General features: G+C 65.2%; 15 protein-coding genes. 6 read left to right on the top strand and 9 right to left on the bottom strand.

All coding sequences use genetic code 11. The features are described 5' to 3' along the window. The first annotated feature begins 98 nt into the window (after positions 1-98). On the top strand, positions 99-2,390 hold the full coding sequence (locus tag ACP15R_RS15040; protein ID WP_424987262.1) for a heavy metal translocating P-type ATPase: 2,292 nt from the start codon (positions 99-101) through the stop codon (positions 2,388-2,390). Between the two features lie 70 nt (positions 2,391-2,460). Here ACP15R_RS15040 and ACP15R_RS15035 read toward each other — a convergent pair whose 3' ends face one another. Then, complete coding sequence (locus tag ACP15R_RS15035; protein WP_424987261.1) at positions 2,461-3,051, bottom strand: outer membrane protein; 591 nt, start codon at positions 3,049-3,051, stop codon at positions 2,461-2,463. A gap of 244 nt (positions 3,052-3,295) precedes the next feature. Between ACP15R_RS15035 and ACP15R_RS15030 the strand changes: the two genes are divergently transcribed. After that, a complete protein-coding gene (locus ACP15R_RS15030; RefSeq protein WP_424987260.1) occupies positions 3,296-4,228 on the top strand; it encodes a ketopantoate reductase family protein in 933 nt (310 codons plus the stop codon). A gap of 55 nt (positions 4,229-4,283) precedes the next feature. Here ACP15R_RS15030 and ACP15R_RS15025 read toward each other — a convergent pair whose 3' ends face one another. Beyond that, positions 4,284-5,510, bottom strand: a complete 1,227-nt coding sequence (locus ACP15R_RS15025; protein WP_424987259.1) for a DNA recombination protein RmuC — start codon at positions 5,508-5,510, stop codon at positions 4,284-4,286. After that, a complete protein-coding gene (mutL, locus tag ACP15R_RS15020; protein ID WP_424987258.1) occupies positions 5,507-7,351 on the bottom strand; it encodes a DNA mismatch repair endonuclease MutL in 1,845 nt (614 codons plus the stop codon). Before mutL ends, ACP15R_RS15025 begins: the two co-directional genes overlap by 4 nt. Positions 7,352-7,476: 125 nt before the next feature. Between mutL and ACP15R_RS15015 the strand changes: the two genes are divergently transcribed. Then, positions 7,477-11,052, top strand: coding sequence for a hydantoinase B/oxoprolinase family protein (locus ACP15R_RS15015; protein ID WP_424987257.1), 3,576 nt, complete (start codon positions 7,477-7,479; stop codon positions 11,050-11,052). An 87-nt stretch (positions 11,053-11,139) separates the two neighbouring features. Further along, the gene (locus tag ACP15R_RS15010; protein WP_424987256.1) at positions 11,140-13,179 is read left to right on the top strand and encodes a DEAD/DEAH box helicase; all 2,040 of its coding nucleotides are present in this window, start codon (positions 11,140-11,142) and stop codon (positions 13,177-13,179) included. A 4-nt stretch (positions 13,180-13,183) separates the two neighbouring features. On the opposite strand, the gene ACP15R_RS15005 is transcribed toward ACP15R_RS15010, so the two are convergent. The 4 genes from ACP15R_RS15005 to ACP15R_RS14990 are packed head-to-tail and all read right to left on the bottom strand — an operon-like array spanning position 13,184 to position 17,092. Beyond that, a complete protein-coding gene (locus ACP15R_RS15005; RefSeq protein ID WP_424987255.1) occupies positions 13,184-14,113 on the bottom strand; it encodes a metal ABC transporter permease in 930 nt (309 codons plus the stop codon). Further along, the gene (locus tag ACP15R_RS15000; protein WP_424987254.1) at positions 14,110-15,315 is read right to left on the bottom strand and encodes a metal ABC transporter permease; all 1,206 of its coding nucleotides are present in this window, start codon (positions 15,313-15,315) and stop codon (positions 14,110-14,112) included. The genes ACP15R_RS15005 and ACP15R_RS15000 overlap by 4 nt, the downstream gene beginning before the upstream one ends. A 3-nt stretch (positions 15,316-15,318) precedes the next feature. After that, entirely contained in the window at positions 15,319-16,128 is an 810-nt protein-coding gene (locus tag ACP15R_RS14995) for a metal ABC transporter ATP-binding protein (RefSeq protein ID WP_424987253.1), read from the bottom strand. A gap of 1 nt (position 16,129) precedes the next feature. After that, positions 16,130-17,092 (bottom strand): metal ABC transporter solute-binding protein, Zn/Mn family, encoded by a 963-nt coding sequence (locus tag ACP15R_RS14990; RefSeq protein ID WP_424987252.1) that lies wholly within the window; start codon positions 17,090-17,092, stop codon positions 16,130-16,132. 309 nt (positions 17,093-17,401) lie between these two features. Between ACP15R_RS14990 and deoC the strand changes: the two genes are divergently transcribed. Both deoC and ACP15R_RS14980 read left to right on the top strand, forming a co-directional pair. Next, complete coding sequence (gene deoC, locus ACP15R_RS14985; RefSeq protein WP_424987250.1) at positions 17,402-18,391, top strand: deoxyribose-phosphate aldolase; 990 nt, start codon at positions 17,402-17,404, stop codon at positions 18,389-18,391. Between the two features lie 50 nt (positions 18,392-18,441). Then, the gene (locus ACP15R_RS14980) at positions 18,442-20,778 is read left to right on the top strand and encodes an aldehyde dehydrogenase family protein (RefSeq protein WP_424987249.1); all 2,337 of its coding nucleotides are present in this window, start codon (positions 18,442-18,444) and stop codon (positions 20,776-20,778) included. Between the two features lie 45 nt (positions 20,779-20,823). Here ACP15R_RS14980 and ACP15R_RS14975 read toward each other — a convergent pair whose 3' ends face one another. Further along, positions 20,824-22,134, bottom strand: a complete 1,311-nt coding sequence (locus ACP15R_RS14975; RefSeq protein WP_424987248.1) for a M16 family metallopeptidase — start codon at positions 22,132-22,134, stop codon at positions 20,824-20,826. Continuing rightward, positions 22,134-23,489: a M16 family metallopeptidase gene (locus ACP15R_RS14970; RefSeq protein WP_424987247.1), complete on the bottom strand. Its 1,356-nt coding sequence runs from the start codon at positions 23,487-23,489 to the stop codon at positions 22,134-22,136. Before ACP15R_RS14970 ends, ACP15R_RS14975 begins: the two co-directional genes overlap by 1 nt. Positions 23,490-23,566 lie beyond the last annotated feature (77 nt).

Here is a 23,566-nt window from a genome sequence, read left to right as displayed (position 1 = left end):
CGCGGGTGCGACGCTTTGCGGGGCGCATTTTCCGGCGCTGACCTTTCAATCCGACATTGCGACACTTATTCTCGGGGGACGTAACGCGAACGAGTCCCATGCCCCAGAACCAAACCATTCAGCTACAGGTGTCCGGCCTGTCCTGCGCGTCCTGCGTCGGGCGCGCCGAGCGGGCGTTGCAAACCGCCCCCGGCGTTGTCACGGCGGCGGTCAACCTCGCCACCGAAACCGCCACGGTGGATTTCGACAGGGCGCTGACCACGCCGGCACGGCTCGCCGAGGCGGTCACCAAGGCCGGCTATCCCGCCACGCCCAAGGCACCCGATGCGGCACCGGCGGACAAGTCCCGGGATATTGCGCGGCTGGGGCGTGTGACGCTGGTTGCGGCGGTGCTGGCGCTGCCGGTTTTCCTGCTCGAGATGGGATCGCATTTCATTCCCGGCATCCACCGCCTGATCGCCGACACCATCGGCACGCAAAACAGCCATATCCTGCAATTCCTGCTTACCACTGTCATCCTGTTCGGCCCCGGCCTGCGGTTCTTTGCCAAGGGGTTTCCGGCATTGCTCCGACGCGCCCCGGACATGAATTCGCTGGTGGCAATCGGCACGCTCGCGGCCTATGGGTTTTCGGTTGTCGCGACCTTTGCACCCGGCCTGTTGCCCACGGGCACCGCGAATGTCTATTACGAGGCCGCCGCCGTCATCGTCGTTCTGATCCTGCTGGGCCGGTATCTCGAGGCGCGGGCCAAGGGGCGCACCGGTGACGCGATCCGCAAGCTGATCAAGCTGCGCAGCGGTGTGGCCCGCATCGAGCGCGGCGAGCAGACACGCGACCTGCCGATCGAGGAAATCGCCGTCGGAGACGTGATACAGGTCCGCCCCGGCGAACGCGTCGCGGTGGATGGCGTGGTTTTGACCGGCAGCTCTTTTGTCAATGAAAGCATGATCACCGGCGAGTCGATCCCGGTGGCCAAATCCGCCGATGCCGCCGTGATCGGTGGCACCATGAACGGCACCGGCGCGTTCCGTTTCCGCGCGACCCGCGTCGGCGCGGATACCATGTTGGCCCGGATCATCGACATGGTGGAACAGGCACAGGCGGCCAAGCTGCCCATTCAGGGGCTGGTTGACCGCATCACCGCCTGGTTCGTGCCGGCGGTGATGGCCGCCGCCACCGCGACAATCCTGGTCTGGCTGGCCTTCGGCCCCGATCCCGCGCTGTCCTTTGCGCTGGTGGCGGGGGTGTCGGTGCTGATCATCGCCTGCCCCTGCGCGATGGGGCTGGCCACGCCGACTTCGATCATGGTGGGCACCGGGCGCGCCGCAGAGATGGGTGTGTTCTTTCGCAAGGGCGACGCGCTGCAATTGCTGCAAGAGGTAGAGACCGTCGCGCTTGACAAGACCGGCACCCTGACCACGGGGCAACCCGCCCTGACCGACCTGATCGCGACCCAGGGGCAGGACAAGACCCGCATCCTGGGCCTGATCGCGGCGGTCGAGGCCCAGTCCGAACATCCCATTGCCGAGGCCATCACCCGCGCCGCGGATCAGGCCGGATTGCCCCGCGCCGAGGCGGGCGATTTCCAATCGCTGACCGGCCTTGGCGCACAGGCGCGGGTTGACGGGCAACTTGTTCAGGTCGGCTCGGACCGGTTCATGTCGCAAAACCACATCGACCTTGGCGACCTGGCCGAGACCGCTTCAACCCTGGCCCGGAACGGGCGCACCGCCCTGTTTGCCGCCATTGACGGCAAGGTTGCGGCGGTGATCGGTGTTGCGGACCCGATCAAGCCGACCACGCCGGCGGCGATCAAGGCGTTTCACGACATGGGCCTTGGGGTCGCGATGATTTCCGGTGACAATCAGGCAACCGCCCAGGCCATTGCCGATCAGCTGGGCATCGACACGGTCGTGGCCGGGGTGCTGCCGGATGGCAAGGTCGCGGCGCTTGAGCGACTTCGGGGCATGGGCAAGCTGGCTTTTGTCGGCGACGGCATCAATGACGCCCCTGCCCTCGCCTCGGCCGATGTGGGCATCGCGGTGGGCAGCGGAACCGATATTGCCATCGAAGCCGCCGACGTGGTGTTGATCTCGGGCGACCTGACCGGGGTGGCCCATGCGTTCGACATCTCGTCGCGCACCATGCGTAATATCCGCCAGAACCTGTTCTGGGCCTTTGGCTATAACGTGCTGCTGATCCCGGTTGCGGCGGGCGTCTTTTACCCGATGTTCGGCTGGATGCTGTCGCCGGTACTGGCGGCGGCGGCGATGGCGATGTCGTCGGTCTTTGTGGTGAGCAATGCCCTGCGCCTGCGCCGGGCGAAACCCGCGCGCTTTTTGCCGCTGTCCGGCGGCGTGGCCCCGGCTCCGGCCGCCAAGCCCGCATAGGCAAACGGCCCGCGTTCCGGAGAATGCGGGCCGTTTCGCGCAAGGTCAGTTACAACGCCAGTAACCCGGATCAGAACCGGAATGCCGTGCGCAGGTAGATGGTGCTCAGGTCCACGTCTCCGCCGCCCGAGCCGATGCCGTCAAAGCTCTGATAGAGATATTCGGCCCCGACGGTCCAGGTATCATTCACCCACCAGTCATACCCAAGACCAATGGCATAGCCGTCGCTGCTGCCGTCAAAGAAATCGCCGACGCCGCTCACATCGGTATAGGCATAGCCAAGGCTGCCATAGAGCATCCCGTCGCCCAGCTCGTACCCGGCGATCACGTTCAGCCGCGCGATGCCATCGAAATCCGCCGTTTCGCCGGTGTCGGAATTGTCGATGGTGATGTTGGCCCAGTCATATTGGAATTCCGGCCCGAGATACCAGCCATTGCCCACGGCCCAGAGATAGCCGCCCGAGATACCGCCAATGACGCTGTCGCTGTCAAAATCGGTGAGGGTGTCGCCAACGCTGCCCAGGTCGAAGTCACCATAGGCATAGCCCAGCTGGACACCGACATATCCCCCCGCGAAATCACCGGCCCGTGCCGGTGCCATGGCCAATGACGCGGTGGCGGCCGTGGCAAGTAGGAGAGCGGTCGTGGTGCGTTTCGTCATGATAGTCCTCCTGTTGGTATGATTTCAGTGCCTGAAGCCATGTCCACGAGGCGCAGTCCCGCGGAGGAACCTCAAGTCTATTAACTAGGTTTACCACAGGGATTTTCAAGCGGGCTGAATACAACCGGCGGTTATTGGCCCAAGGGCGCGACGGTTGCGATGGCGCGGACGGGTCGCAGCACCGGGTCTGGGCATTTGCACGGCGATCCCCTAGCGTAACGCGGCAACAGCTAGGGGGGACGCAATGAAGATCGCAACCATGGCTACAGGCGGCATCGGCGGCTTTCTCGCCGTGCGCCTGACGCAGGCTGGCCATCAGGTCGCCACCATCGCGCGGGGCGCGCATCTGCAAGCGATCCGGCGCAACGGGCTCATGCTGAGCGCGCCAGATGGCGACGACGGCGACACAACCGTAACCCCGTGGATTGCCACCGACGACCCGGCAGAGGCCGGCCCGGTCGATGCGGTCATCTTTGGCGTCAAGTGCAATGCGCTGGAAAGCGCCGCCAGGGCATGCCTGCCGATGATCGGCCCGGATACGGTGGTCGTGCCCTTCCTGAACGGGGTAGAGGCGGCCGATAGATTGCTTGGCATCCTGCCCGAACACTGTGTTGCCAAGGGGGTTGCACATATCTCGACCACCATCGCCGCACCGGGTGTCATCGGGCAGGTGGGCAGCTTTAACCGCTTTGCATTCGCCGAACGCGACAGCCGCCCCTCGGCACGTATCGACGCCCTGCGGGCAGCGTTCAACGCTGCCGGGGCCACGGCACCGGACACGACGGATATCGACCGCGAGCTTTGGCTGAAATTCGTGATGTTCTCGGCAATGTCGGGCGTTACCGCCGCCGCGCGATGCCGCATCCGCGACGTTCTGGAACAGCCCGCCCTGTCCGAACTGTTCCGCACCGTGGTGGCGGAAACCGCCGCCGTGGCCCGCGCACGCGGAGTCGCCCTGCCGCCGACCGTCGAGGAAGACACCTGGGGCAGCGTGCAGGGATTGCCCAGGGACATGCGCGCATCGACGGCGATCGACCTTGAAGCGGGCCGGCCGCTGGAAATCGATTGGGTCTCGGGTGCGGTGCGGCGGCTGGCGCGGGAGGCCGGGGTGCCGGCCCCGGTGAATTCGGCCCTTTACGCGGTGCTCTTGCCGCACCGGGACGGCAAGCAGGGCTGAGGGGCGCTGCCCCTCAGACACCCCGGAGTATTTTCCCAAAGATGAAGTGGCGGTATCAGCCCTCGGGCTGGCCCAGTTTGACCACATTGCCCGGTTCGTTGGCGATTTCTTCGAAATCGAAATTGTCGAGCCGCTGGGCGCGGCGACCGGCCTTGTCGGCGCTGATCTTGATTTCGGAAATATCCTTGGCCGCCTGGGAGAAATGCCGGTCGAGATTGCCGACCCGGTCGCCGAGCCGGTCGACATCCTTGTGCAGCAGGCTCAGCTCCTTGCGGATCGCCCCCGCCTGTTCGCGCATGCGGGCGTCCTTGAGAATCGCGCGCATAGTGTTGAGCGTCGCCATGCAGGTGGTCGGCGAGACGATCCAGACGCGGGCGGCAAAGCCTTCGCGCACCAGTTCCGGAAAATTCGCGTGCAGTTCTGCATAGACCGCTTCGGACGGCAGGAACATCAGCGCGCCATCGGCGGTTTCGCCGTCGAGAATATAGCGGTCGGAGATCGCCTTGATATGGGCACGGACCGACGTGCGCATCATGCGCGCCGCCTCTGTTGCCTGTGCCTGCGTTTCGGCGGCGCGCAGGGCTTCGTAGGCTTCGAGCGGGAATTTGCTGTCGATCACGATGGGGCCGGGCGGGTTGGGCAGGCGGATCAGGCAGTCGGCGCGTTTGCCGTTGCTGAGCGTGGCCTGCAGATCGTAGCTGTCCCTGGGCAGCGCCTTGGACAGGATGTCGTTGAGCTGGATTTCCCCGAAGGCCCCGCGTGTCTGCTTGTTGCTGAGAATGTCCTGCAGCGACAGCACGTCGCCCGAGAGCTTGGTGATGTTGTCCTGTGCCTTGTCGATGGTGGCGAGGCGTTCCTGCAAACGGGTCAGCGACGTGGCGGTCTGTTTGCTGCTGCCGTGCAGGGTTTCCTTCATCCGCTCCTGCATTTCGGTCAGGGCGCGGTTCTGGCGCATCATGTTGTCGGCCAGCCGGTCGTTCATGTGCTGCTGTACGTCCGCCAGGCGGGATTCGACCGTCTGGATCATCTGGACCTGTGCATTGGCCTGGGTTTCCGATGCGTGTTGCAGGCCGCCGCGCAGCTGTTCCTGACCCATGCCGAGTTGCTGGACATTCTGCGCCAGCTGTGCCGTCTGGCGGAGCAACGGTTCAAGATTGCGGGCCGAGCGTGAGCTTGCGCGCAGCGACAGGACCAGCAGCATCAGGATCAGCAGGATCACCCCGCCCCCGATCAGCAGCGCGGGATCGTTCATCGCCAATGTGGTATCGCCGATCTGTATCATGTCCGTCCGAACAGCCGTTCGATATCGGCCAGTTTGAGTTCCACATAGGTTGGCCGCCCGTGGTTGCACTGCCCGGAATGGGGCGTTGCCTCCATTTCGCGCAGCAGGGCGTTCATCTCTTCGGCACGCATGCGGCGGCCGGAGCGGATCGAGCCATGGCAGGCGACCCGCGACAGGATGGCTTCGATCCGGGCCTGCACGGTCTGGCTGTTGCCAAGATCGCTCAGTTCATCGACGATATCCCGGATCATCGCGACCGCGTCCACCATGCCCAGAATCGCCGGTGTTTCGCGCACCGCGACCGAGCCGCCACCAAAGGGTTCGATGGTCAGCCCCAGACGCGCCAGATCCGGTGCCAGTTCGAGCAGCTGGGCGCATTCCGCCTCTGTCAGTTCGACGATCTCGGGGATCAGCAGCGCCTGAGCCGCCACGCCGTTTTCGGCCATCTGGCGTTTCAGTTTTTCATAAACCAGCCGCTCATGCGCCGCGTGCTGATCGACGATGACCATGCCGGTTTCGGTCTGCGCGATGATATAGTTTTCATGCACCTGCCCCCGCGCCGCGCCCAGAGGCAGGGATTCGGCGGCGGTTTCCTCGGCAATCGGCGTTTCCGGGGCGTCCACGACGCGGGCGCTGTAGCTGTTGCCCATCTCGGAAAACCCCGGCGACTGTGCCACATAGGCGGCGGTGCGTGCGGCGTGTGACGGGCGGTCCATCTGGTAGACCCGCGCGCCCGATGGTTCGGGCCGCATCGCGCCCAACGTGGCATGGGCAACGGTGGTTGAGGCCCGGTGCCCCGCCTCGGCCAGCGCATGGCGCAGCGCCGACACGATCAACCCGCGCGGCAGACCGGCATCGCGGAACCGTACTTCCGATTTTGCAGGATGCACATTCACGTCCACCAGCGTCGGGTCACAATCAAGAAACAGCGCCGCCACCGGATGACGATCGCGGCTCAGAAAATCGAAATAGGCGGCGCGCAAGGCTCCGCCCAGCATCTTGTCGCGCACCGGGCGGCCATTGACAAAGATATATTGCGCCACCGCCGCGCCGCGCGAATAGGTCGGCAGAGCGGCATAACCGAACAGGCGAATATCTTCGCGGGTGGCGTCGATGCGCAGGGCGTTCTCGGCAAATTCACGCCCCAGGACACGGGCCAGACGCCCGTGCAGCGCGTCAAACAGATCGCCGCTTTCCGGATCCGCCCGGAACACCACGCGCGGTTCGCCATCGCCGGAAACATCACGCAGGGTAAACCCGACCGATGGTTCCGCCATGGCCAGCCGTTTGACCACATCGGTGATCGCCTGTGACTCGGCGCGATCGGTGCGCATGAACTTGAGCCGCGCCGGCGTCGCGTAGAACAGGTCGCGCAGTTCAACCACGGTGCCCTTGTTCAACGCCGCGGGCCGCACCGCCCCCATGTCACCGCCCGAGACCTTGATCGCTGCCGCGTCCAGCCCGGCCACCCGGCTGGTGATGGTCAACCGCCCCACCGCGCCCAGCGACGGCAGGGCCTCGCCGCGAAATCCGAACGTGTGGATATTGAGCAGGTCAGAGCCGTCGATCTTGGAGGTCGCGTGGCGCGACAGGGCCAGCGGCAGATCGTCAGGCGCCATGCCACAGCCATCATCCGTCACCCGGATCAGGGTCTTGCCGCCATCGGCGATGTCGATGCCGATGCGCAACGCGCCCGCATCGATGGCGTTTTCCACCAGTTCCTTGACCGCCGAGGCCGGGCGTTCGACCACCTCGCCCGCCGCGATGCGATTGATCGCGGCCTCGTCCAGCTGCCGGATGACGGGGTGATCTTCGCCGATATTGGGGTTTACCTGTGCCATGCCGCAATACCTAGCATGACACACAACGATTCTGCCACCGCAATGATCGGCAATTCCACCCGCCTGCGTTGACAAATCCGCAGCGGCCCGCAAAGGCTTGGGACGGAACATGACGGGGGCGAGCGATGAGCGGACAGTGGGAATTCTGGATCGACCGGGGCGGCACATTCACCGATCTCGTGGCGCGCAGGCCCGATGGGTCGCTTGCCACGCACAAGCTGTTGTCGGAGAACCCGGAACGCTATGCCGACGCCGCCGTGCAGGGCATTCGCGAGATCATGGCGGTGGATGGAGATTTTCCCGACCGGGCCATCGGCGCGGTCAAGATGGGCACCACCGTTGCCACCAACGCGCTGCTTGAGCGCAAGGGCGAACCGGTCCTGTTGATGATCACCAAGGGGTTTCGCGACCTTTTGCAGATCGGTTACCAGACCCGCCCGCGCCTGTTTGACCTGCATATCATCCGCCCCGAGCTGCTTTATCACACGGTGGCCGAGATGGACGAACGGCTCGATGCCGATGGTTCGGTGATCCGCCCGCTGGACCAACCGGCAACCCGTGCGGCGTTGCAATCTGCATATGAGACCGGGCTGCGCGCGGTGGCGATTGCCGGGCTGCACGCCTATCTCAACCCGGGACACGAACAGCAGGTTGCCGACATGGCCCGCGAGATCGGCTTTACCCAGGTCTCGACCAGCCACGAAGTCAGCAAACTGGCCAAGCTGGTCGGGCGCGGCGACACCACGGTTGTCGATGCCTATCTTTCGCCGATCCTGCTCCGCTATGTGGATCAGGTGGCCGATGCGCTGGACATGGGGCGTGCCTGTGACCGGTTGCTGTTCATGCAATCCAGCGGCGGCTTGACCGATGCGCGGCTGTTTCAGGGCAAGGATGCGATCCTGTCCGGGCCGGCGGGCGGTATCGTCGGCATGGTCAAGACCGCAGAGGCGGCGGGGCATGACCACCTGATCGGCTTTGACATGGGCGGCACGTCAACCGATGTCAGCCATTATGCCGGCACCTATGAACGCTCGTTCGAGACCGAAGTTGCCGGTGTGCGCATGCGCGCGCCGATGATGGACATTCACACGGTCGCCGCCGGCGGCGGATCGATTTGCAGCTTTGCGCAGGGCCGCTTTCAGGTCGGCCCCGAGAGCGCGGGCGCCGATCCCGGCCCGGCCTGCTATCGTCGTGGCGGCCCGCTGACGGTGACCGATTGCAACGTCATGCTGGGCAAGCTCAACCCCGATCACTTTCCCAACGTGTTCGGCCCTGACGGCGATCAGCCGCTGGATGCCGAAACCGTGCGCGCCAGGTTCGCCGCCCTTGCGCAGGATGTGGCCAAGGAAACCGGCGAAGCCCCCCGCGCACCCGAAGACATCGCCACCGGGTTCCTGCACATCGCCGTCGACAACATGGCCAACGCCATCAAGAAGATCAGCGTACAGCGCGGCCATGACGTGACCGGCTATGCCCTGCAATGCTTTGGCGGCGCGGGGGGGCAACATGCCTGTCTGGTGGCCGACGCGCTTGGCATGTCGCGGGTGTTCATCCATCCCTATGCGGGCGTGTTGTCGGCCTATGGCATGGGGCTCGCCGAGATCCGCGCGCTGCGCGAGGTTCAGGTCGATGCGCCCCTGGCCGAGATCGAGACCGCAAGGGCGGCGCTGGCGACCATCGAGGCCGAGGCCACAACCGAGGTCCGCAATCAGGGCGCGGCACAGATCCGCAGCGAATGCCGCGCGCATCTGCGCTATGACGGCTCGCATCAGGCGCTGGAGGTGCCGTTTGCCGACCCCGAGACGATGCAGGCGGCCTTTGAAGAGGCGCATCGCAGCCGGTTCGGTTTCGTGTCTGCCGACCGCGCCATCCTGTTCGAGATGGTCGCCGCAGAGGCCATCGGCGACACCGGACAGGCCCCCGGTCCGGTTCCCTTTGGCACCGATGCCGCGCCGCGCGCGCATATCCCGATGCATTGCGACGGCACCTGGCAGACCGTACCGCTCTTTGCGCGTGACACCCTGCCCCGCGACGCCCGCATCACCGGCCCCGCCGTCATCACCGAGGCCACCGGCACCAATATCGTCGAACCCGGCTGGGCCGCGCGGCTGGACGATCTGGGCAACCTGATCCTGGAACGGACCAGCGCCAAGACCCATGCCCGCGCCGCCGGGACCGAGGCCGATCCGGTGTTGCTCGAAGTGATGGGCAATCTCTTCATGTCGGTCGCCGACCAGATGGGCGCAACGCTGGCCAACACGTCATGGTCGGTCAACATCAAGGAACGGCTTGATTTTTCCTGTGCCATCTTTGACGTGAATGGCGATCTGGTGGCCAACGCGCCGCATGTGCCGGTGCATCTCGGCTCGATGTCGGACAGCGTCAAGACCGTGATGCGCGAAAACGCCGGTGACATTCACGAGGGCGATGCCTTCATGCTGAATTCGCCCTATAACGGTGGTACGCATCTGCCGGATGTGACGGTGATCACCCCGGTCTTTGCCGATGGTGCGCCGGTGTTCTGGCTGGGCAGTCGCGGGCACCATGCGGATATCGGTGGACGCACCCCCGGCAGCGCCCCCCCCGACAGCAGCCATATCGACGAGGAAGGCGTGCTGATCGACAATGTCCGGCTTGTGTCCCGTGGCGAATTCCAGCGCGAAACGGCGGAACAGGTGCTGGGATCGGGCCGCTATCCCTGTCGCAACATCGCCCAGAACATGGCCGACCTTCAGGCACAGGTGGCGGCAAACGAAACCGGGCGGCAGGCGTTGCTCAGGGTTGCGGAACGCTATGGGCTTGACGTGGTAACCGCCTATATGGGCCACGTTCAGGACAACGCCGAGGAAAGCGTGCGCCGCGTTCTGGGCAAGCTGCCCGGCGGGCGGTTCAGCTATCCGATGGATCACGGTGCCAGGATCGAAGTCTCGGTCACGGTAGATCAGGCCGCGCGCGAGGCGGTGATCGACTTTACCGGCACCTCGGCGCAGCACATGGGCAATTACAACGCGCCGTTCTCGATCTGCCGGGCGGTTGTGCTTTACGTGTTCCGCACGCTGGTCGGCGACAATATTCCGCTCAACGAAGGCTGTCTGCACCCGCTCAGGATCATTGCACCCGAAGGGTCGATGCTGAACCCCACCTATCCGGCGGCGGTGATCGCGGGCAATACCGAGGTCAGCCAGGCCATGTGCAATGCGCTCTACGGGGCGCTGCATGTGATCGCGGGCAGCCAGGCGACAATGAACAATTTCGTCTGGGGCAATGATACGTTCCAGAATTATGAAACCATTGCCGGCGGCACCGGGGCCGGTCCGGGGTTTGATGGCTGCGACGCGATCCAGACCCATATGACCAACACCCGCATGACCGATCCCGAGATCCTCGAGAAACGCTTTCCGGTGCGACTGGAAACCTTTGGCATTCGCGACGGGTCTGGCGGCAAGGGGCGCTGGACCGGGGGCAACGGGGCGACGCGCCTGTTGCGGTTCCTCACCCCGGTTACCGTGACCACATTGTGTTCGCATCGCGAGATCCCGCCCTTTGGCGTCGATGGCGGCGCGCCGGGTGCGGTTGGGGTGAACTGGGCCGAGATGCCGGATGGCCGTCGCGTGGACCTGAAGGGCAATGACGAGATCGACCTGCCCGCCGGCGCAATCTTTGGCATGTTCACGCCCGGCGGGGGGGGCTGGGGCACTTAGCCCTCTATACATTGCCCCGCCAAGGGTCTAGGTGGCAGCGCTTGATCCCCGCGCAGGATTGCGTGCAGCCAACCCAGAGGTCGCCCCGTGAAACAAACCATCGCAGATGCCCTGCAACAGCAGGGCTATGACAGCCTGACACAGGTTCAGGAGGCGGTGACAGATCCCGCGCTTGGCCATTCCGACCTGCTGGTCTCGGCCCAGACCGGGTCGGGCAAGACCGTGGGCTTTGGCCTGGCCATCGCCGATACCATCCTTGGCACGGACGACCAGTTCGACGCGGCCGCCGCCCCCCTTGCCCTGATCATCGCGCCGACCCGCGAGCTGGCGCTTCAGGTCAAGCGCGAGCTGGGATGGCTCTATGGCAAGGCCGGCGCGCATCTGGCCTCATGCGTGGGCGGCATGGACATGCGCGACGAACGCCGCGCCCTGGCACGCGGGGCGCATATCGTGGTGGCGACACCGGGCCGTCTGCGCGATCACATCATGCGCGAAAGCATCGATCTGGGCGCATTGCGGGCGGTGGTTCTGGACGAGGCGGATGAAATGCTTGACCTCGGTTTCCAGGAGGATCTCGAATTCATCCTTGCCAACACCCCCCAGGGCCGCCGCACTCTTATGTTCTCGGCAACGGTGCCGCGCGGCATCGCCAACCTTGCCGGCAAGTATCAGAACGACGCGATCCGCATAACCACTGCCGCGGAAACCAGCCAGCACACCGATATCGAGTATCGCGCGCTGACCGTGGCCGCACGCGATACCGAGAATGCGATCATCAACGTCCTGCGCTATTACGAGGCGCCCAACGCGCTGGTCTTTGCCAATACCCGCGCGATGGTGAACCGGCTGACCACCCGGCTGTCCAACCGGGGGTTCCCGGTGGTGGCGTTGTCGGGCGAGCTGTCGCAATCCGAACGCAGCCACGCCCTGCAAGCGATGCGAGACGGGCGCGCGCGGGTATGCGTGGCCACAGATGTCGCGGCGCGCGGCATCGACCTGCCCAGCCTCGATCTGGTGGTACATGCGGAATTGCCCAACAGCCACGAGACGCTGTTGCACCGCTCCGGGCGCACCGGTCGTGCCGGGCGCAAGGGGGTCAGCGCGCTGATCGTTCCCCCCGCCGCGCGCAAGAAATGCGAACGCCTGCTGCGCTTTGCCAAGCTGACCGCCGATTGGGGCGAGGCCCCCTCGGCCGAGGACGTGCGCGCGCGCGACGGCGAGCGGATGCTGGCCGACCCGGTCTGGCAGGAAGCGGTGGAACTGTCTGACGCGGCAACCGCGCTGGTATTGCGCTTCAGCGCCGAACAGATCGCCGCCGCCTATGTCGCACTCTATGAAAGCCGCCATTCCGCGCCCGAAGAGCTCTCGGCGCCCGGCCCGGCGGGCAAGCCCGAACCGCGCGCGCCCTTTGGGCCCAGCGTCTGGTTCTCGGTCGCGGGCGGCAAGAAGGCGGGCATCGAAACCCGCCGCCTGCTGCCGATCCTGTGCAAGGCGGGTGGCATCACCAAGGACGATATCGGCGCGATCCGCATCCAGTTCAACGAGAGCTTTGTCGAGATCCGCGAGGCCAGCGCCGACGGTTTTGCGGCGGCGCTCGGGCCGGACATGACCGTCGAGGGGGACGCCAGGGTAACGCGGCTGGACAAGGCCCCCGACCTGGGTGGCACCTCACGCCCCGGCGGCAAACCGGGCGGCGGCAAACCCTATGGCAACAGGGCGAAACCGCATCGCGGTTCTGCCCCGGCGGAACGTGCCTCTGCTCCCGCGCCTGCCCCGGCCCCCTCCCCCGCACCGGCCCCCGCCCCTGCCAAGCCGGACGCGACACCGATCGACTGGAACGACGCCCCAACGCCGCGCCTGCGCAAACCCAAACCGGCCTCAAAGTCCAAGGGGGCCGCTAAACCGGCGGGCAAACCCCGCGATCCCAGGGCCAAGGACACCTCGCGCCCCTATAAGCCCCATGGCAAACCGCCAGCTGGCAAACGCAAATCGCGCAGCGCGGAACCGGGCAAGGCCCCGCCCGTCGGCAAGCCCAACAGCAAGAAGAACAAGGCCCGCGCCGCTGCGGCGGCGGCCAAGGCACGCGGCGGCGACAAGCCACCCAAGCGGCGCATGCCGAAATCCTGAAACGTCACCCCTGCTGCGGCGCACCGTTGCGCGTGCGGCAGGGGCCGAACAGCGCCGCCAGCGCCAGGATCAGCCCGGACACCGTGGCGATCATCCCCGCCGCGCTGACCGCATCCTGCCCACCCAGCCAGAGCGGGCCATACCCGGCCAGCACATAGCCGATCACGGCGGCGGCGGTGGCAAAGACCACGCTCCACGCCACCTGATGTTCAAGCCGGTTGGTCATCAACCGCGCGGCGGCGGGCGGGCAGATGAACATCGCGATCACGATGATCGAACCCACCGCGTCAAAGGCCGCGACCGCCGCAATCGCGGCGGTGATCACCAGCGCCAGCCCCAGCAGGCCGGTGCGAATACCCAATGTGCGGGCAAACCCTTCGTCAAAGGTCGAGAGTTTCAGCGGCCGCCAGAACAGGGCGATGAACAGCGCCACCACCACCAGCGTGATCGCCATGCGCGGCAGCTCGGCCGGCAGGCCGCGCAGCGCCTCGGCATCCCAAAGCGATGCCCAGCCGGTGGCGTCCAGCCAGATCAGGCTTTCGAGGTTGCCATATAGCGCGTGTTCGACATCAAGATGCACCGCCGAAGTGTCCGATTGTTCAAGCAGCAAAACCCCCGCCGCGAACATGCTGGTAAACACCACGCCCATGGCCGCACCGGGTTCGATCCGGCCCAGCCGGCGGATCACCTCGATTAGGACCACCGCGATCACCGCGGCCCCCGCCGCGCCCAGCATCATGGGCCAGGCCGCAACGACTCCGGTTGCCAGGAACGCCACCACGATCCCCGGCAGGACCACGTGGCTGATCGCGTCACCGATCAGCGCCTGCCGCCGCAGCACGAGGAAATTCCCCGGCAGGGCACAGGCGATGGCCGCACAGATCCCGATCAGCAGGGGCGGCAGCGACAGGGGGACAAACTCGGCACCGCTCATGCGGGCACCCCCTGCGGGCCGCCGATGGCACGGTCGACCTCGGCGATCTGGTCGCGGGTCAGAACAGTTTCGATGTCGCGCAGCCCGTCATAGAGCGCGGCGGCGGCTTCATAGGCCTGGTCGGCGCGCACCACCTGCCAGCGCCGCTCGTCGCGCAGCGCCTTGGCCGCACGGGCACGGCCAAGATCGGTCGCGACGCCATCCGCCCGCGCCAGCCCGGCACGCCGCAACAGGCGCAGGGTCAGGGCTTCGTAGATCGGCTGCCCCTGGGCCAGCGCCAGCAATCCCTGCCGCAGGTGGACGCGTTTCTGAAAGCGCAGGTGCCGCAACAGCGCCGCCAGCGCCCCCCGCCCCGGCGCCAGCATCAGGGACAGCGCAAAGCACCCAAAGCTGACCAGCACGATGATGGGGCCGGTGGGCAGGTTTGGCGCGGAGGCCGAGATCGCCGCCCCGAGATATCCCGAAATGCCACCCACGAGACCGGCGAGCAGAACCACCAGATCGCTGCGTTCGGTCCAGAAACGCGCCGTCACCGGCGGGATGATCAGCAAGGCGACAATCAGGATCAACCCGACAATCTTGAGCCCCACCACCGTCACCGCCATCACCAGAGCCATCATGGCAAGATCGATCCGCGCCACGGGCAACCCGCGCGCCAACGCGTAATCCGGATCGAACGCCACCAACGTCATGGGACGGCGCAACAACAGGATCACCGCGAGCGTCACCGCGCCGCCAATTGCGATGACCATCGCATCCGCCCAGAGCATCCCGGCGGTGGAGCCGAGCAGGAAGCTCTCAAGCCCGGCCTGACGCCCCGAACCCATGGTCTGGATGACAGTCAAGAGAACGATGCCAAAGCCAAAGAACACCGACAGGACCGCGCCGATGGCCGCGTCCTCGGCCAGGCGTGTACGCTGAACCAGCCAGGTCAGGCACAGCAGCCCGACCCAGGCCGAAATCGCCGAGCCCAGAAGCAGCCCCACGAGATTGCGCCCGTCCCCGCCCAGCATCACCATCACCATGAAGGCCAGGCAGACTCCGGGCAGGGTCGCATGGCTGATCGCGTCGCTGACAAGCGCGCGTTTGCGCAGGAACAGGAAGGTGCCGGTGCTGCCTGCCGCAATGCCCAGCAGAGTCGCGCCGATGGCGACAAGCGTGGCGTTATAGCCCAGTTGCAGCAGCAGCGCATCGGCCAGCATGGATCAAACCAGCGCCGCCGCGGCCAGCTGGTCAACCTGTGCGGTGGCCAGCCGCCCGCCATAGGCCGCCTGCAGCGTTTCGGCGGTGAATGTCGATGCCACCGGCCCTTCGGCCACCTTGCTGGTGTTGATCAGGAACACGTGATCGAAATAATCCCGCACGGTGGCAAGGTCATGATGCACAACCACGACGGTTTTCCCCTCGGCGCGCAGCGATTTCAGAACCGCGATGATTGCCTTTTCGGTCGCCGCATCGACCCCGGCGAACGGTTCGTCCAGAAGATACAGATCCGCGTCCTGCGCCAGGGCGCGGGCAAGGAACACCCGTTGTTGCTGGCCACCGGAGAGTTGCCCGATCTGGCGGTCGGCAAAGTCGCGCATGCCAACCCGATCCAGACAGTCCAAGGCCCGTTTGCGGTGCATACCCCGGATGCGGCCCAACAGGCCCAGCTGGCGATAGAGCCCCATCAGCACCACGTCGATCACACGGGTCGGGAAATCCCAGTCGATGCTGGCCCGCTGGGGAACATAGGCGATGCGCGCGCGCTGTCGTTCGAGCGGCGCGCCAAAGACCTGTACCTGGCCCGACAACGGCGTGACGATACCAAGCGCCGCCTTGAGCAGGGTCGATTTCCCCGCCCCGTTGGGACCGATGATCGCGGTCATGGCACCGGGCCGGACCGTCATATCGACCGAGAACACCGCCGGCTTCTGACCATACGAGACGGTCAGGCCACGAATGGCCAGCGGGCTGTCGACGCGTGGGGTCCGGGGCATCACCGCGCCCCGCGATGCGATCAGTTCGACGCTCATCTCAGAACCCCGCCGACAGCTTGCCGGACATGCCGCGTTCCGGCACATCCGCACCCAGGGCGCTGGCGATGATGGTGACGTTGTGATCGATCATGCCGATATAGGTGCCTTCATAAGTACCCTCCGCCCCCATCGCGTCGCTATAGAGTTCGCCCCCGACCAGTACCTCGTGCCCGCGTGCCGCCGCGCCTTCGACCAATGCGCGCATGTTGCGGTCCGAGACCGAGCTTTCAACAAAGACGGCGCTGATCTTGCGGGCGACCAAAAGATCGACCAGCGCGCTGATCCGGTTCAACCCGGCTTCGCTCTCGGTCGAAATGCCCTGGATGCCGAGCACCTCGACATCAAAGCGTTCACCGAAATAGCCAAAGGCATCATGCGCGGTCAGCAGGACGCGATTGTCCGCCGGAATCTGCGCCATGTTCTGTTCCGCATAGCTGGCCAGCGCGTCAAGCCCGGCCAGATGCGCGGCGGCATTGGCGGCAAACTCCCCGGCAGCCTCGGGGCGGGTCGCGGTCAGCGCCGCCTGGACCTGTTCGACCACAAGCTTCCACAGGTCCGGGGACATCCACACATGCGGGTCGAACTTGTTCTCGTAATCGTCATGACCGCGCAGCAGGTCGCGGGGCAGGCCATCGGCCACCGCCACCACGTTGCGTTTGCGCGCGAGATCGCCAAAGAAATCTTCCATCTGCGCCTCAAGGTAGAGGCCATGCCACAGAACCAGATCCGCCCGCGTCATCGCGACGATATCGGTTCGGGTCTGGCGATAGGAATGCGGATCGACCCCCGGCCCCATCAGGGCCTGGACCTCGACCAGATCACCGCCAACCTGGCGCGCGGCGTCGGCGATCATGCCGGTGGTCGCAACCACCTTGAGCGGCGTCTGCGCGATGGCGCGGCCGGCCAGCGGCAGGGCCAGCGCAAACAGGGTCGCGATCAGCAAAGTACGGCGCAGAATCATCCAGGCATTCCTTTTCATTCGAAACATGTTGAATATGCGAGTCACTCGCAACTAAGTCAATGCTATTGCGAATTACTTGCAACTAAAACCGTGGAATGCCGGTTTTCCGGGCAATATCTCGCCAACCCGGCCGGGTTGCGGCAACAGAACCACAAGATATGGTATCTCTGCCACAGGCACTTGCCGATGCAGCCGCGCATGGGACGTGACCCAAGAGCCGGGTGACGGAGCGTGAACCGCATCCGCCCCCGGCTTGCCAAGCCAGCACCCCCATGCCACCTTGCGCCCTGAGCCGAACAGGGGGGCGATATGCAGACCGAAACCACCACGCAAAACGCGCTCCTGCCGCTGGCCCCCGAACCGCGCAATCCGGGAACCGCGCTGGACATGCAATGGGTCCGCTCGGTACAGGCCAATACCTCCGCCATAGAGCGCCGCGCCGCGACCTTGCCGGGGCGGCGGTCGGTCAAGAAAGACCACCAGGCCGCGTGGCTGCTGCGCGCCATCAGCTGTATCGACCTGACGACATTGGCCGGGGATGATACGGCGGGCCGGGTACAAAGGTTGTGCGCCAAGGCCCGCCAGCCGGTGCGCCATGATCTGCTGGCGGCGCTTGACATGCAGGGTCTGACAACCGGTGCGGTCTGTGTCTATCACGACATGATTGCCACCGCGGTGCAGGCGCTCGCCGGAACCGGTATTCCTGTCGCTGCGGTCAGCACCGGCTTTCCCGCCGGGTTGTCGCCGTTTCACCTGCGGGTTGCGGAAATCGGGGAAAGCGTCGCCGCCGGCGCGCAGGAGATCGATATCGTGATCTCGCGGCGGCATGTGCTGTCGGGGGACTGGCAGGCCCTCTATGATGAGATGAGGACCTTTCGCGAGGCCTGTGGCGAGGCGCATGTCAAGGCGATCCTTGCGACCGGTGAATTGGGAACGCTGCGCAACGTGGCGCGCGCCAGCCTGGTCTGCATGATGGCGGGGGCGGATTTCATCAAGACCTCGACCGGCAAGGAAAGCGTCAACGCGACGCTGCCGGTTTCGCTGGTGATGATCCGCGCCATCCGGGACTATCATATGCGCACGGGGTACCGGGTGGGCTATAAACCCGCCGGGGGGATTTCCAAGGCCAAGGATGCGCTGGTCTACCTGTCGCTGATGAAGGATGAGCTGGGCGATCGCTGGTTGCAACCCGACCTGTTCCGGTTCGGGGCAAGTTCGCTTTTGGGCGATATCGAGCGCCAGCTGGAGCATCATTTGACCGGGGCCTATTCGGCCGGCCACCGCCATGCCATCGGCTAAGCCGCGCGCGGCATGTGTCGTGCAATGAGTATTTGAACAAAGGTGAAATGATGACCGTCAAGGAAATCTTCGAGACCATGGACTATGGGCCGGCGCCGGAAAGTGCCAGCGAGGCGCTGAGCTGGATTGCCGGACATGATGGCGCATTCGGGCATTTCATCGGCGGTGCATTTACCCCGGCGGCGGCCGGTTTCGAGAGCCGCAACCCGGCAAGCGGCGCGCGTCTTGCGACGCTGAGCCAGGCGACGCAGGAGGATGTGGAGGCCGCGGTGGCGGCGGCCCGCAAGGCGCAGGGCAAGTGGGCGCGGTTGGACGGGCCCGGGCGGGCGCGGTATCTCTATGCCATTGCCCGGCTGTTGCAGAAACATGCCCGCCTGTTCGCGGTGCTGGAATCTCTGGACAATGGCAAGCCGATCCGGGAAAGCCGCGACATAGACATTCCGCTGGCGCAGCGGCATTTCTATTACCATGCGGGCATGGCGCAGGTGATGGAAGAGGCATTGCCCGGTGCCGAACCGCTGGGCGTGTGCGGCCAGATCATCCCGTGGAACTTTCCCCTGTTGATGCTGGCGTGGAAGATCGCGCCGGCGCTGGCGATGGGCAATACCGTGGTTCTGAAACCGGCGGAGTATACTTCGCTGACCGCGCTGTTGTTTGCCGAGATCTGCCAGCAGGCCGGCTTGCCCGAGGGTGTTGTCAACATTGTTACCGGCGACGGGGCGGTGGGCGAGATGATCGTGGCGGCAGAGGTCGACAAGATCGCCTTTACCGGGTCAACCGTGGTGGGGCGGCGCATCCGCGAGGCAACGGCGGGGTCGGGCAAGGCGCTGACGCTGGAGCTGGGTGGCAAGAGCCCGTATATCGTGTTCGACGATGCCGATCTGGACAGCGCCATCGAGGGGCTGGTGGACGCGATATGGTTCAACCAGGGCCAGGTCTGTTGCGCCGGGTCGCGGCTGTTGGTGCAGGAGAACATTTCGGCCCTGTTCCTTGAGCGGCTGAAGGCGCGGATGGACAAGCTGCGCGTCGGTGATCCGCTGGACAAATGTATCGACATCGGCGCGGTGGTGGACCCGGTACAGCATGCGACAATTTCGCGGCTGGTCGATGCCAACGGGGCGGGCGACATCCATGTTGCCGCGATCGAAATGCCGGCGCAGGGTTGTTTCTATCCGCCGACGCTGATCTCGGGGCTCGCGCCGTCGGATGCGCTGATGCAGGAAGAGATATTTGGCCCCGTCCTGGCAGCGACCACGTTTCGCACCCCGGATGAGGCGGTGATGATCGCCAATAACACGCGCTATGGGCTGGCGGCGACGGTCTGGACCGAGAATGTCAACCTGGCGCTGGACATCGCCCCGAAGCTGGCCGCCGGGGTCGTGTGGATCAATGCCACCAACCTGTTCGACGCGGCAGCGCCCTTTGGCGGCGTGCGGGAAAGCGGGTTTGGTCGCGAAGGCGGTTGGGAGGGGCTGCGCGCCTATACCCGGCCCATGGGCAAGAGCAAGGCGCTGGCGCCGATCAAACCGTATGACGGCAAGGGCGCGCCCGTCGATCCTGTTGACCGGACCGCCAAGATGTATGTCGGCGGCAAGCAGGCGCGCCCCGACAGCGGGTATTCTCAGGCGATCCATGGCAAATCCGGGGCCTTGCTTGGTCATGTAGGACTTGGCAGCCGCAAGGACGTGCGTAATGCGGTCGAGGCGGCCCGTGGCGCGGTGGGCTGGGCAAAAGGCACGGCGCATCTGCGCGCGCAGATCCTGTATTACATCGGCGAGAACCTGTCGGCCCGCGCGGCAGAGTTTGCCCAGCGCATCGATGCGATGACCGGCGCGCGGCAGGGTGCCAGAGAGGTCGAGGCCAGCATCCAGCGGCTGTTTTCGGCGGCGGCCTGGGCGGACAAGTTCGATGGCCAGACGCAGGCGGTGCCAATGCGCGGCGTGGCGCTGGCGATGAAGGAACCGGTGGGGGTGATCGCCGCGCTTTGTGCCGATGAGGCACCGCTGCTTGGGCTGGTGTCGATCATGGCACCGGCGATTGCGATGGGCAACCGCGTGGTTTTGGCGGCGAGCGAACCCTACCCCTTGGCGGCGACCGATTTCTACCAGGTTCTGGATACCTCCGATGTGCCCGCCGGGGTGGTCAATATCCTGACCGGGCGGCACGGCGATCTTGCGCCCCATATGGCGGCGCATCTGAACGTGGACGCGATGTGGAGCTTTTCCTCAAGCGATCTGTCCGCCGGGATCGAGCGGGCCAGCGCCGGGAACCTGAAACGCACATGGGTCAACAACGCGCGCGCGACCGATTGGTTTGCGCCGCAGACCGCCCGCTTTCTGTCAGAGGCAACCGAGGTCAAGACAATCTGGGTGCCTTACGGCGAATAGGTCGCGCCCGGGGTGGCTGGCCGCCCCGGACCAACGGCGAAACGATCAATTCACCGTGTCGCTCAGGCCCACGGGCTGCCCCACCACGACGAATTGCAAGCCTTCAGGGTCGAGGAGCTCGGCGGCAACCCGGTTCACATCCTCGACCGTCACGGCGTTGATCTGATCGTTGCGGGTGGCGATATAGTCGGCGGGCAACCCCTCCATCTGCATGCCGGTCAGGATCCGTGCGATGGGACCATTGCCGTCAAACCGCAGCGGATAGGCCCCGGTCAGATAGGTCTTGGCGTCGTCGACCTCTTGCGCGCTGATGCCTTCGCCGGCGACCTTGGCCCATTCGGCGCGGATTACCTCGATGGCTTCGGCAATCCGGTCATTGCCCGACGCCACGCTGCCCAGATAGACCGAGGCAAGGTCGCGCGGGGCGAGATAGGAATAGACACCATAGGTCAGGCCGCGCTTTTCGCGCACCTCCTGCATCAGCCGGCTCTCGAACGAGCCGCTGCCCAGAACTTCGTTCAGCACATAGGCGGCAAAGAAATCCGGGTCCATGCGGTCAATCCCGTGTTGTGCGAACACGGCCACCGATTGCGGTGTGTCGAATTCGACCACCTTGACGCCGCCGGGGATGGTAACATCGGCAGCGCCCGGAATCGGCGCGCCGGTTTCCGGCAGGTCGGCCAGCAGGGTATCGAGAAGCGCGCCCAGTTCCTCGGGTGTGATATCGCCCACGGCGGAAACATAAAGACGGTCGCGCGCAAACACCGCCGCATGGGCCGCAAGAATGTCATCCCGGCCAAGCGCGGTAACCGACTCGACGGTGCCTTCGCCATCCGATCCATAGGGGTGATCCCCATAGATCAGCGCGTTGAGCGCCGCGCGCGCGATATCGTCCGGGTCCTTGGCCGCCGATTCGCGGCCGGCGATGACCTGTGCGCGCACGCGTTCGATCGCCTCGGGATCAAAGCGCGGCGCATGGATGGTATCGCGCAGCAGGGCCAGCGCCGCGTCGCGATTCTCGCTCAGGAAACGGGCCGAAACCGAAACCGCATCGTCGCTCGCGTCATATCGGAACGATGCGGCCAATGCCTCGACCGCGCGGGCATGGGCGCGCGCATCCAGATCGCCCGCGCCCTCCTCGATCAGCGCGGTCATGAGATAGACCGCCCCCCGCTTGTCCGGCGCGTCCAGCGAGGTGCCGCCGCGAAAGCGCAGTTCCAGCGCGGTGAACGGGATGCTGTGATCTTCGACCAGCCAGGCGTTGATACCGGCGGGGCTTGTCACCTCCTGAACCTTGACCTCGGCCCAGGCCGGCAGGGCGATAACCAGTGCAAAGAGGACTGCAAACAGGCGCATCATTGGGTCACCTCGTCATTCTGCATCAACCAGCCGGTCACCGATGCCTCGGGGCGAAACACCTCGCGGGCGGCGGCCATGATTTCGTCTGCGGTCACCGCTTGCAGGATATCCGGCCAGGCCTGGATATCCGCGACGGTCAGCCCGCTGGTCAGGCCGCGCCCATAGCGGTTGGCGATGCCATCCACATTGTCGCGCGCATAGACCTGGGCGGCGCGAAGTTGCATCTTGATGCGGTCAAGCTGTGCCTCATCGACACCGCTGCGCATGAACTCGGCGATAGTGGCGTCCAAAGCCGCTTCTGCATCCTCGAGCGATACGCCGCTGGCCGGCACGATCACCAGGTCGAACGTGGTATCGTCAAGCGATGTGCCGCCATAGAACGCCCCGGTATAAACCGCCAGTTTCTGTTCGAATTGCAGCTTTTCGGTCAGGAAAGACGTGGTGCCACTGCCCAGAATCTCGGACAGCAACACCAGCGCCGCCGCCCTCTCCTGCGCCCCGCTGTCACGCTCCGGCGCGAGATAGGACCGCGACACATAGGGCTGTGCCACCCGCGCGTCCTTGAAGGTCAGGCGCCGTTCCGATGTTTGCGGCGGCTCCTGTGACCTGATGCGCTCGGGCAGGTCGGGATTGGCGGGAATGACACCATAATAGGTCTCGGCCAGTTGCCGCACCTCGTCCGGATCGGCATCGCCCGACACCACCAGAATCGCGTTGTTCGGCGCATAATGGCTGCGATAGAATGACAGGGCATCCTCAAGACCCAGTTCTTCCATCTCGTGTTTCCAGCCGATCACCGGCACACCATAGCGATGGTTCAGGTATTGCGCCGCGTTCATCTGTTCGTTGAACAGCGCGCCGGGATTGTTTTCGACCCGCATGTTGCGCTCTTCAAGGATCACGTCGCGCTCGGTCAGGATATCCTGCTCGGCCAGTTGCAGGTTGACCATACGGTCGGCCTCCATCTGCATCATCAACTCGAGCCGGTCCGCCGCAACCCGTTGGAAATAGGCGGTATAATCATAGCTAGTAAAGGCGTTGTCCTGGCCGCCATTGGCGGCGACCACGGCGGAAAACTCGCCCGGCTTCAGGGTTTCGGTGCCCTTGAACAGCAGATGTTCCAGAAAATGCGCGACGCCCGATGCGCCGATCGGTTCATCCGCCGAACCCGCCTTGTACCACACCATGTGTTGCAGGACCGGGGCGCGGTGATCCTCGATCACCACCACCTGCATGCCATTGTCCAGCTCGAAACTGGTCACCGCGTCCGTGATGCCCTCGGCGGCACCCGGCCCGGTAACCAGACCGGTCAGTGCCAAAAGGGCGGACAGAACAGAAAGACGACGCACCATGAGGCACCCTCCGTGATTTACGGCACAACCTACGGTCGGAACGGCGCGGTTCAAGACGCCATTGCAAAAAAGTGAGC

This window comes from Microbulbifer sp. S227A (assembly GCF_049800935.1).
Note: the sequence above shows the minus strand (reverse complement) of the source record. Positions and strands in the feature narration are given on the sequence as shown.